Origin of the sequence: Pseudomonas sp. UBA3149 (genome assembly GCF_002364655.1) — a bacterium.
GTDB classification, from domain to species: domain Bacteria; phylum Pseudomonadota; class Gammaproteobacteria; order Pseudomonadales; family Pseudomonadaceae; genus Chryseomonas; species Chryseomonas luteola.
Window position 1 is genome coordinate 1 of the sequence record NZ_DEYV01000031.1, and the last position, 10,796, is coordinate 10,796.

A 10,796-nucleotide genomic window follows, 5' to 3' on the forward strand; every position below is an offset into this window, starting at 1 on the left:
GGCCATGCTGGCTCTTTCACTAGTGCTGGGGGCGGCCCAGGCCGCCTCTGGCGCTGACCTTCCGGATCTTGCAAACATGCCGCCGGAAATCGAGCAGGGGCGCGACCTTCGCACCTTCCTGACGCCCCGGCAGGACACCGAAAGAAGCGCAGTGGTAGGCAGTACTCATCTGGGCAGCACGGCGCTGACTGCTGAGGATCAGGCCATTGTGGAGCAGGGCAAAGCTATTAGGCAGGGTGCTGGCGCAGCCATTGACCTCAATACGCTCAAGAACTCTTCGATGGACAAGGTCATGGGGGAGGCGACCGAGCTGGTGCGATCAATGGAGGAAACCGATCCCACGCTACGGGCGGCCAAAATGGAAGCGCGCAAGAACGAGACCTATGCCCATCACTCCATGCTTCTGTTTGTCTCGCTCTCCCTGGGCAAGGCTGCACTCAAGGAAGTCTTCGAAATGGCCTCCGAGCGTCAGGACGTGGTGCTGGTGTTTCGTGGCGTACCGGAAGGCATGAAGCTGGACGAGGGAATGAAGCACTACCAGCACCTGATCGCTGAATACGATCCGCTGCCCAACCTCGTGATCGATCCCACGCTGTATCGGGACTACAAGGTCGCTGAGGTGCCCACCCTGATCACCGTGGAAAAAGGTACTGACACCCAATTCACCGACAAGCATGAGCTGGCGCGGGTAGAAGGCTTGAGTTCACCCGAGTGGCTGGAAAAACAGGTTGCCGAGGGCCAGACCGGTGATCAGGGCCGCCGGGGGCCGGTCATGGAGATTGCCGAGCAGGACCTGATCGAGATGATGCAGGAGCGCGTGGCCTCGGTGGACTGGGAAGCCAAAAAGCAGGCTGCCGTCGGACGGTTCTGGCAAAAGCAGCAGTTCAACTACATTCCACCGGCTTCGCACTCACGCACCCGCACCATCGATCCCAGCGTGACCGTGCTGCAGGATCTGACTGGCGCTGACGGCAAGGTCCTGATGAAAGCCGGTACGGTACTCAACCCACTGGATCAGGTGCCCTTTACGCAGGCGCTGGTGATCTTTGATCCATCGGTACCGAGCCAGATGAAGATCCTGGACCGTGTTCTTCCTGAACTGGCCAAACAGCCAAACATCCGGCAGCTGACCTATCTGGCTACCCAGATGGACAAGGAGCAGGGCTGGAAAGGGTATACAGACCTCTCCAACCGTTTCGAGGCGCCCGTGTACCTGGTGACCAAGGAGATCATCGAGCGCTTCGAGATCGAGCATACCCCCAGCATCGTGACCAGTGACGGCAAGGTGTTTGTGGTCAAGGAGCTGACAGCAAAGGACGGGAGTGCATTATGAATATGCAAATCTCTCGCTTTTTATGCCGCTTAACGCATAACCCATCCATTTTTACTCGTTCTGGACACGCTTTTTGGCATTTCCTATGCGCAGTCGCGTTTAGCCTATGCCTAGGTATGACCTCCTCTGCCAATGCTGCGGTGGGCTGCTACAGCGGTGATGTGATTGGCCCCAAGCTGATTACCGACATCTGCTGGGATTGCTTGTTTCCGCTACGTGTGGCGGGTGTCTCCATCTCGGGCGAAACCAGTGGCGTACCCGAGGGCGCCAGCAAGAAGTCGGCCTGCATGTGCTGGGACACCAACAACGTGCCGCGTCCGGGAATCAGCTCTGGCATGTGGGAGCCAGCGCGTCTGGTGGAGTTTCAGCGCGTACCGGGCTGCTCCTCGGTACTTAACGGCGTGCGCTTTCCCTTTGACCGCACCTTTCAGGGCACCCATGGCTATGGCAGTGGCGGCAAGCAGGACGGCATGTTTATGCACTACCACTACTACGCCTTTCCGCTGCTGGTGATTCTGGATCTCTTTACCTCGGGCTGGTGCCAGAACGACGGCTACATGGACCTGGACGTGATGTACATGTCCGAGCTGGACCCGACCTGGAACAACGCCGAGCTGGCTTTCTTTGCCAATCCTGAAGCGGCCGCCGTAGCCAACCCGGTAGCGGCTACCGCCTGTAGCGCTGATGCCGTGGCGTCTGCTACCGGCAATCCCATCGAAAGCATGTTCTGGTGTGCGGGCAGCTGGGGCACGTTGTACCCGCTGGTCGGCAGCGTGCCGGGTAATCGGGGCGTGATCAAGGGCAGCTCCCTCCTGAGCGCGCGCGTACTGGCGGCTCTGCATCGTCGTGGGCTTGCCTACGGGACCATGGGTGATGGCGCCATGTGTGGCGGTGAGATTACGCCAACGCTTCCCAAGAGCCAGTACAAGCTTTCCATCCTGCATCCACTGCCCGAAACCAAGAAGGGCCACAAGATCGGCGAGTCCACGCTGATCTGGGGACAGGCCAGAACCATTCCAGCCGAAGGACAGGACCCGATCTATACGATCTGGCGCTGGAAAGACTGCTGCATGACTCAATAGGGGAGCGGTAGACAATGAACAGAACAGGGCTCCTCTATCGAACGACGGCGCTGGCCATGACCGGCCTGATGCTGTGGATGCCAATTGACCAGAAGCATGCGCAGGCGGCAGACATGGCAGCGGTCGGAAACGCCGCTCAGGAATTTGGCAAAGAGATCACGCCTAATCCTTCTGACCTAGCTACCTACAGCGAGGATGGCACACTCACGCTACCGGGCGCCAACACCTCCCTTAACGTCAATGAGCTGTTTCCGGGCGGTACCGGCGATGAGGTCAACAAGTACTTCCCCCATGCCGCAGACCCTACCGACCTTCAGCAGCTCTACAACGACGGCGATGCGATGAACTCGGCTGGCACCGAAGCCCTGAGTACGCTCAGGTCCGAGCAGGACAGCGGTGAGGTGTCCTTGCAGGGGCAGGCCTTTGAAGTGGTTCAGGGCGCACGGGCGGTGGGCAAGATGGATCTCACCAACGATCCCATGATGAAGCAGACCAACCAGCTGTATACGGCCACCGATAGCGCGGACGGACTGTTTCCCGACTGCGATGACGGCACCGACCCGACCGCCAGCACCAACAAGTTCCAGCAGTGCACCCGGCCCAACATGCCCAACGGCCAGTGCGAGGCGGACCATGACTATACCGTAGGCGTGATCGAGCACCATGCAGGCCCTGCCAACCTCAACTCCTGTGGTGCAGGCTGCATGCAGCTGTGGATCGGCGAGGTGGGTGACAACTACTGGTCCGGCAATTGTTCGATCAAGGAGCAATACACCGAAGTCACGGTGATCAACCCCGAAGCGGTGATCAGTGCCCAGCTCGAATACGCCAAATGGGACGACTACATGCAGGTCTGGGTAGGGCCTGCCGGTCAGGAAAAACTCATCTGGCAGGGACCCAACAATAACTTCCCACCGGAGACGGCTGGCGCCTGTGAGCTGAACACCAGCTGGACCGCCAATCCCCTGGTTGATGTCACCAGCCTGTTCAAGAACGTCAAGGCGGGCTCCACGGTGCGCTTCAAGATCCGCGTCTCGGTTACCGGCGAAGGTGAGGGCTACGGGCGTATCCGGCTCAACTATGACTCGACCAAGGCGGTAAAGGACAATGGCTGGGACCCGGCTGATTGCCTGGCGCGTACCAAGGAGACAACCAAGTACTACAGCGATGTCTCCTACAGCTGCACAGAGATACCTGCGCTGGATTCAGCAGGCTGCATGACCCAGAACGGCGTCAGGGTGTGCGAGAGTGATTTCCCAAGCACCGGGCTTTCAGGTATTTCACCCATGTGCCGCAGCATGACTGCCACGATCGATGCCAGTAAGTCCATCGACGGCTATGAGGACACCTGCACCCCGCTGGCTGACAATCCCCAGTGCGGGCTGGTGAAGTCGGTGTGCAGTGAGGCCACCGAGACCGGCGAGTGTATTCGCTTCACCGAGACCTATGACTGTGGTGCGGCGACCTCGAATGTGGCGTGCAAGCTCAAGATTGATCTGGCCGAGGCGTTTCCGGGCTGCGTGGATAATCCCGAGGCCTGCCAGCGCTCAGTGAGCTGCATGGGCGCGGAGTGCATTGGCATCACGCGAGAGGTCAGTCAGGACTTCGACAAGGCGGCGTCGCTGCTTCAGGCCGCACAGTTCATGGGTGAGGATCTGGCCTGTGCCGAGGCCGATGCCACGACAAACGTTGAGTGCGAGATCTTCAAGGCCGAGCCGGGTGAGTGCAAGAAAGCCATCGGCGGATCGGTGGACTGCTGCGAGCAGCCAACCAACGTCTCGGTAGGCGATTATCTGGCACTGGTCCTGGCGGTACCCAAGATCGACTCAGCAATCATGAGCATTGAAAGCGGAAGTGCATTGGGCACCATCCAGAGCAGCTACGCCACCTTGCGTAACCCCGTGGTCAATACCTTCCAGCCCATCACCAAGCCGTTCACCTCATTCTACGACGGCATCATTGGTCTAAAGAACAAGGCCATTGATACCGTAAAGACAGAACTTAAAAACCAATTAACCACCTTGTTTAAAAACGCGATGGGCAAAGCTGCAGAGCAAGGGGGAACTGGTGCGGCGGGAGCCGCAGCGAGCCAAGCAACCGATAAACTAGCTAAGGGAAGTGCTGAGGCAGTTGTTGAGGGTGGTGCTAGCGCTCTTGGCTTTCTAATGACGGTATACACGTACTATGTCATTGCCATGGTGATCATGGAAATGATCTGGGAATGTGAGCAAGAGGAGTTTGAGCTTAATGCTCAGCGTGAGCTGGGCAACTGCCACAAGGTCGGCAAGTACTGCAAGACAAAGGTAGCGGGACTCTGTATCGAGGAGCGCGAATCGTATTGCTGCTTTAACTCACCGCTGTCCCGCATCATTCAGGAGCAGGCCAGACCTCAACTCGGCAAGAACTGGGGCGACGCTGAGGAGCCGGAGTGCGGTGGGCTTACAATCGATGAGATTGGCCAACTCAACTGGGACACCATTGACCTTACTGAGTGGGTCAATCTCCTGAACCTGCACAACCTCTATCCGACTACCGAAAACGTCACGCTGGAAACGCTCACAGGACAGGGCAGTCTCCTGAACACCGATCAGCTGCGTGAAAACAGTGTGGACCGTACTGTCCGGGCTACAAATGAGGTAGACCTCAAGGGCGCGGCCAAGCGAGCAACGGATGCGGTGGCAGCTCCTGGGGGACTGAACTGAAACTTTAATATCCATAATGAAAGAGGGGCCGAATGGCCCCTTTGCTTACCTGATCTCAGGTGTGGTCCCTGAACCTCTGAACCTCTGAATCGCTTCGCACAAGGCCTGGGCTCTGGATAGTGCATCCTGATACATGCCTGTATCCCTTGAGATCGGCTTGTTGAGGTTCAGATACAGATACAGCGCGGGTCGGTAGGCGGTGACCAATTTGACCGCCACCATGAACAGCGTCCTGCTCTGAAGCTCGTCCCAAGGAAACAGCTGCCTGTCTTCTTCGGTCAGCGTCTCGATAACCTCGACCGAGATGATCTGATCAGGCGCGAGGGATTTACGGCCAAACACGCACTTTCGGTGATTCGCAGCGACAAAGACCGGAAAGCCATGCTCGGTGTAGCACTGGCCAACGGTAAAGTTGATCAACCGTCTGGCCTTTGTGCCAAGGTGCGCAATCAGATTCTTTTGCAGCTCTGGATCATAAGGGTCCACCGATACGGTTTGCGGCTCGATCTTGAGCAGCGCCGGCCCTCTGACTCGCAGTTTGGCCAGCGCCTCGATCGCCTCCTGGAGCTCATCTCTTTCTGGCTTTACTGTCATGACTGAGCCTCACTCAAGCGTCAGGCACGACGAAGTAATGCACTTCCCCTTTATGGAAGATCATAGGTGGCGAGACCTTACGTACCGGCGCGGCATATACATATGCCCAATCGGGGAGATGTTTGCTGACATTGAGTAAAAAGGTGCGCTTATCAAAGGCGTCGTCATAAAGCCCGCTGTCACTCAATGCTTTTTCTCTAGCCCCAAATCTATAGACATCACCTTTCACATTCAGAAACGCAGGCGATCTTATCTGTGTAGGTTTAACCACATTGGCAGAAAACTGACATCCTCTGTTTGGCTCATCCATATCCGGATCGCAGCCTTTACCTTGGGCGGCCACTATATAGCTCTCACCAAGAAAATTATTATGAATGATCTCAGACGGCGTATAACCATTCATATCTCTGTAAGCCTGCTGGTAAGCCTTTGCTAACAACAGTGCAAATTCCTTCTTCACAGTTTCAGAGGAGCTTTGGTTTGATGGAACAAATGCAATAATTGCGTTTTTCTGCTCCGGGGCTGCCGGGCTGAACAGCCACGCAGCCAAACCTACTCCAAGCGCAGCACCACCGCCCATGTTGAAGCCATGGGAGGAGGCTAGAACACTTGTATTGAGGCCGGCGTCGGTAACAGAGCTCAACGCTGCGTCGTACTGGGCCCTGGGTACTTTATGATCCTCAAGACGCAGTCCGCCTGCGGTTGCTACCTGCCTGGCATAACTGCCGGTGGGTTCTGAAGAAGTGCTGGCGCATCCGGTCATGATGGCCGTGGTCAGCAGTACAGATGCAATCTTGAATGTGTTCATGGCGTGTTCTCCCCGTTCCCTTGAAACTACCAGTAGATGTCCTGCAAGCAAGTTTTGGCGCTAAAAAAAGAGCGACCTAAGCCGCTCAATATAGACACTCTTCATTGATCTCGCCTAAACCGGCACCGGCTCTGTAAGGTCGTCCTCAGAATCGGGATCACCTTTCTTTCTCAAGTCCCCTGGACTGGACTCGCTGGCTCCCGGCAGCGCATCGTCAATACCGTCCTGAGGGTTCATTGCTTCGTTCAACGAGGCGGCGGCATCGTTTTCATCTGCTCGCGCAGGAGCGGTTTTGTCTACCTCCTCCTGCTTGCCCCGCTTGTGAGCGTCAATGCGGGCATTTTTCTCGATGCTGATGATGCGGCTGGAAAGGCGAGAGATATTGTTGCGCCAGTCATGCAGGGCTTTGGTACGCTGACGTGACTCCAGAAAGCCATTCATCCACAGGACGTCGATCATCTTGACCATGTGGTCGAACTTGAGCAGCAGTTTGGCGTACTGCATGGCCAGAGGACTCGTAATGTCTGCATGGTAGATGGCCGGATTCGAGTAGCCGGAATTCTCATCAAGCTCATGCTTCTTGTTGAGTTCGGTAATCTGATCAATCTGCTTGTCGATCAGATCTTCACTGTTCTTGATGAGTTTACTGATGGTCAGAAGCGCCTTGTCGACTAACTTTTCCTCTCCAATGATCTGCAGGATCACTTCAATGGAAAAGCACGAATAGGAGGTGCGACTGAAAGTACGTTCAAACATTTTTTGCGCGTGGTCAGAGGCAACCTCAATTGACCGTCGCAGTATGGGCCGGGAATAGCTGCTGGGCATAACCGACGTGCGGGTGAGCTGAATGGTCTTTTTTCCTGATGGCTCGGGTATTGAACCGGGCGGAATGGTCATATCGTTCATAAGGCAACCCCTGTGGATTAGTGCAAGGATCACCGTACTACAGGAAATGCCGTCCAAAGCCTCGTGGTTGATACCCGCGCGGGTACCAACCACGGGTTTTGGGGTCAAATATTTTCGAAAATTCGGTTTGACAGATCGGCGGTCCTGGACTTGTCCTGCATTCCGTACACGTTAATGGAGGGTCTGGTAGACGCCTTCTATGACCTGCTTTGAACGAAGCCAAACCCATAGCGCCCGAATGATAGCCATCGAAGCATCGTCAGGGTGCCCTCCCGCTGGACAGGCAGCCTTGAGCAGCTTCTTGTTTCCCTTCCAGAGGCCGAATTCGTTGCGGATGGCCATGCCCAACCCATAGTGGCAATGGATCAGCTCTTCTTCTGGCAGTTTGCGAACGGTGGCCTTGGATTCTTCACTGAGCATGGCCAGGAGATGTTTGACCGCTGCCTCAACAGTGGTGGGCCATCGGCCTGGAACCGAAATAGCGGGATCTTGCATGTGGAAGTCCTCGTGAAGCGGTGAACCTGTAGTTTCACTACTACCGTACCCCTGAACCCCCTGGATGCAAGTCCGCTCAAACGCCCCTTGCCACGCTTGCATCGGCGAGATTCTGAAGTATTTTCAATAGAGCCATTCCAATCCGGAGCGCAAAGTATGAGAACCGTAGAAGAGTCCGAAATATATCTGGCCCAGCTGCGCGAAGAACAGCAAAAACAGCATGCTGAATTCCTCGAGCAGTGTGAAAGAGCTTCTACATTAAGCTGGAAGGAGATTGCACTGGTCGTCGGATCGCTTTCCGGTACCGCCGTGCTAACACTCACTGTGCTGCACGTTCTTGAGTGTACTTGCTAGAGTTTTTAACTTTGTTTGTTTTGGTGCCCGCGCGGGTAGGCAGTACGACTGTTCAACGCTGAAAAATACGCTACTCTTGCTTTCACGTGGCAGCTACCACGTTAAGCCTCAGCATCCTTTAAGCAGTACCACGTGAGCATTGTGCTCAACGTTATCGCACCACCAGCCCGCGCTTTTTTATGCGTCCGGGTTTGTCTTTTCCTCTTGAAACCGATCCGCCAAATACCCTGGGTCCGAGTTGTCGCTCCGTGCCTTTGGTTGATCGGTTTCACTCCCTTGTGGAGCGAAAAGAGGCTGCATACCTCCTAACAATGCAAAATTAGCAACATCCTTTAGATGTTTTTTAATAACCCCTCGGGGCGTCACTGCCCTGTCCGGGGAAAAGTGCGCTCTGAGATTAAGGAGCGACACTATGATCACCACCGTTCGGTTTAAAGCTGTTGCCGAAGATCTGCGGAAAATCGGTACGACGGCTGTAGCAGCAGGCCTCATCAGCGTCTTTGTGAGTGCCTCGACTGTTCTGTCTATCTGCGCTACATTGTTGGGTGCAGGCCTATGGGTTTTAGGCATTTACCTAACAAAGGAGGACTGAGAGATGAGCCAAACAGCAGCTGGTCTATTAGTCTTTGCGATTATCTTTTTTACCATGGGGGGTACGGGTTTGTACGCTTTGTGGTGTCAGAAACGTTCTGAATCAGAAGCCCGCAAGGTGCTTCGCGAACGTCATTCCTGATGCTTGAAACAAAAAGCCCCTTTTAGGGGCTTTTTTTTGCCTTTTACTTGCTGAGGCGTGAAGCATGAAAAGCATTTTTGAGATGCAGGAAGAGCTTGAAAGAGAACTCAGAAGGGAAGAAGCCGAGAGCAATGCCCGCTACGAAAAGGCTTCCCGGATCACCTGGCAAGACATCGCTGCTGTGGTTGGTTCAGTTGGAACCACATCCATACTGACTATCGTTGTGCTGCACTTTCTAGGTTAGTAAGCACTACCAAAAAACCGCCCTCTGGGCGGTTTTTTTATGCCTGTTTATTACTGAAATAGCCTGACTGGCTGGATTGATTCGAGCTGCGCTGCTGAAATTGCCTTCAACTTTCCCAACTTTCCCAACTTTCTTCAAGTTCGTGCCCGCGCGGGTATCAACCACAGCTTTTGCCTTTCAAAAAATACGCTAAGGTAAATCTATCACTCGCTCTGCGAACTGATAGTGGCTGCTACCACTTTAAGCTTCAGCAATATTCCCAATCTGGGGGACCACTCCCAGACACTGGTGAGTACCCCCTTCACTGAAGGAAACTCACCATGTATTCAATATTTCACCTCGTATTGTTCGTTGGCGGTTGTGTTTTGATTTGCGGTGTTGGTTTTGCCATTGCTTACTTGCTCGTCAAGTACTGCGTCTGGCTGACCCAGACACTTGAACAAGGCATCGTCCTCGGACTGCGACGGCTGGGTAAGCTCAGTCGTAAACTGGCATGTGTTATTGGTAAAAGAAGCTGGGCTTTGATCCAGCATCTGCTTACTCGTAAGGTGAAGGCTCCTGCGGCGCCAGCTCCGGCTGATGTTGTAGAGGCTGTCGCAACGCCCTGCTTCTCCAACGAGAGCATGGATTGGGACCACTTAGAGAAGCCTACCTACTTGCGCCGGGGTCTTTTGATCTCTGTGTAACGTCATCCCTTGTATCGTTCTGGTCTGCACCCCTCGGGCGCAGATCAGACGATACCCCTCCAAGCCCCAGCGGCTTTTCTGCATCATCTGCATCTCGTGAACCTGATCGCCCAAGCGTACTGGCCTCCAGTGCCTTTGCGTGATCCGGTTTTTTACTCCCCGTGAGTAAAGAAGAGGCTGCATACCTCCCAACGATGCAAGATTAGAAATCTCTTTTAGCACCACCCTTTAGCGTTTCCCTTCAACCCCTCGGGGCGTCACCTGACTCCCCAAGGAGCTGGTGTGCCCGTTTTCTGGAGTCTCACCATGCAAGCAACAAACAACGGTCTGGTTAAGTTTCCGCTGGCGTCCACGTTCAACATCGCTGTATCTGACACGGCGACGATCATGGGCTTTGCAGATACCTCCAACCCTTTTATCCCCGAGATCAACTCGTCCTATGTGTTCCGCAAGGAATTTGTAACCGAGTTTCGGGCTTTTCTGCACCAGCCTGATGGCGATGCCTACTACGTCACCGGGCCTACGGGCTCCGGCAAGACCAGTGGGATCACCGAGATCCTGGGTCGGCTCAACTGGCCGGTTCAGCAGGTAACAGCTCATGGTCGTATGGAGCTGTCTGATCTGATCGGGCATCACGCTCTTGTGAGCGCGACACCTGGCGCAGCACCCACCATGCAGTTCATGCACGGGCCTCTGGCTCTGGGCATGAAGCATGGGCATGTGCTCCTGATCAATGAAATCGACATGATGGACCCTTCGGAGCTCTCGGGTCTTAACGACATTCTGGAAGGTCGCCCTCTGGTGATCGCTCAGAACGCCGGCGAGATCATCAAGCCCCATCCGATGTTCAGGGTGGTGG

Annotated in this window: 12 protein-coding genes; 8 read left to right on the forward strand and 4 right to left on the reverse strand. The window is 55.1% G+C overall.

Translation table 11 applies throughout. The annotated features are described in order from the left end of the window. The 3 genes from B3729_RS19530 to traN form a co-directional block, all read left to right on the forward strand. Positions 1-1,333, forward strand: a 1,333-nt coding sequence (locus B3729_RS19530) for a TrbC family F-type conjugative pilus assembly protein (RefSeq protein WP_286788759.1), incomplete at its 5' end; no start/stop codon positions are given. A 116-nt stretch (positions 1,334-1,449) separates the two neighbouring features. Continuing rightward, on the forward strand, positions 1,450-2,415 hold the full coding sequence (locus B3729_RS19535) for a TraU family protein (protein WP_181123840.1): 966 nt from the start codon (positions 1,450-1,452) through the stop codon (positions 2,413-2,415). Positions 2,416-2,429: 14 nt separating this feature from the next. Beyond that, entirely contained in the window at positions 2,430-5,117 is a 2,688-nt protein-coding gene (gene traN, locus B3729_RS19540; RefSeq protein ID WP_286788760.1) for a conjugal transfer mating pair stabilization protein TraN, read from the forward strand. A 45-nt stretch (positions 5,118-5,162) separates the two neighbouring features. On the opposite strand, the gene B3729_RS19545 is transcribed toward traN, so the two are convergent. The 4 genes from B3729_RS19545 to B3729_RS19560 form a co-directional block, all read right to left on the reverse strand. Next, positions 5,163-5,711 (reverse strand): hypothetical protein, encoded by a 549-nt coding sequence (locus B3729_RS19545; protein WP_181123763.1) that lies wholly within the window; start codon positions 5,709-5,711, stop codon positions 5,163-5,165. A gap of 13 nt (positions 5,712-5,724) precedes the next feature. After that, positions 5,725-6,519 (reverse strand): hypothetical protein, encoded by a 795-nt coding sequence (locus tag B3729_RS19550; protein WP_181123765.1) that lies wholly within the window; start codon positions 6,517-6,519, stop codon positions 5,725-5,727. Between the two features lie 114 nt (positions 6,520-6,633). Further along, a complete protein-coding gene (locus B3729_RS19555) occupies positions 6,634-7,275 on the reverse strand; it encodes a hypothetical protein (protein ID WP_237719450.1) in 642 nt (213 codons plus the stop codon). 321 nt (positions 7,276-7,596) lie between these two features. Continuing rightward, complete coding sequence (locus B3729_RS19560; RefSeq protein WP_286788761.1) at positions 7,597-7,920, reverse strand: DUF6794 domain-containing protein; 324 nt, start codon at positions 7,918-7,920, stop codon at positions 7,597-7,599. Positions 7,921-8,076: 156 nt separating this feature from the next. On the opposite strand from B3729_RS19560, the gene B3729_RS19565 reads away from it, so the two are divergent. From B3729_RS19565 to B3729_RS19585, 5 genes are all read left to right on the forward strand, one after another. Continuing rightward, positions 8,077-8,274, forward strand: coding sequence for a hypothetical protein (locus B3729_RS19565; RefSeq protein WP_181123768.1), 198 nt, complete (start codon positions 8,077-8,079; stop codon positions 8,272-8,274). A gap of 412 nt (positions 8,275-8,686) precedes the next feature. Continuing rightward, the gene (locus tag B3729_RS19570; RefSeq protein WP_010799380.1) at positions 8,687-8,866 is read left to right on the forward strand and encodes a hypothetical protein; all 180 of its coding nucleotides are present in this window, start codon (positions 8,687-8,689) and stop codon (positions 8,864-8,866) included. Between the two features lie 205 nt (positions 8,867-9,071). Further along, a complete protein-coding gene (locus tag B3729_RS19575; protein WP_019364493.1) occupies positions 9,072-9,251 on the forward strand; it encodes a hypothetical protein in 180 nt (59 codons plus the stop codon). Between the two features lie 320 nt (positions 9,252-9,571). Further along, positions 9,572-9,937 (forward strand): hypothetical protein, encoded by a 366-nt coding sequence (locus tag B3729_RS19580; protein WP_181123770.1) that lies wholly within the window; start codon positions 9,572-9,574, stop codon positions 9,935-9,937. Positions 9,938-10,243: 306 nt separating this feature from the next. Continuing rightward, positions 10,244-10,796: AAA family ATPase (locus B3729_RS19585; protein WP_286788762.1), on the forward strand; the 553-nt coding region annotated here is incomplete at its 3' end.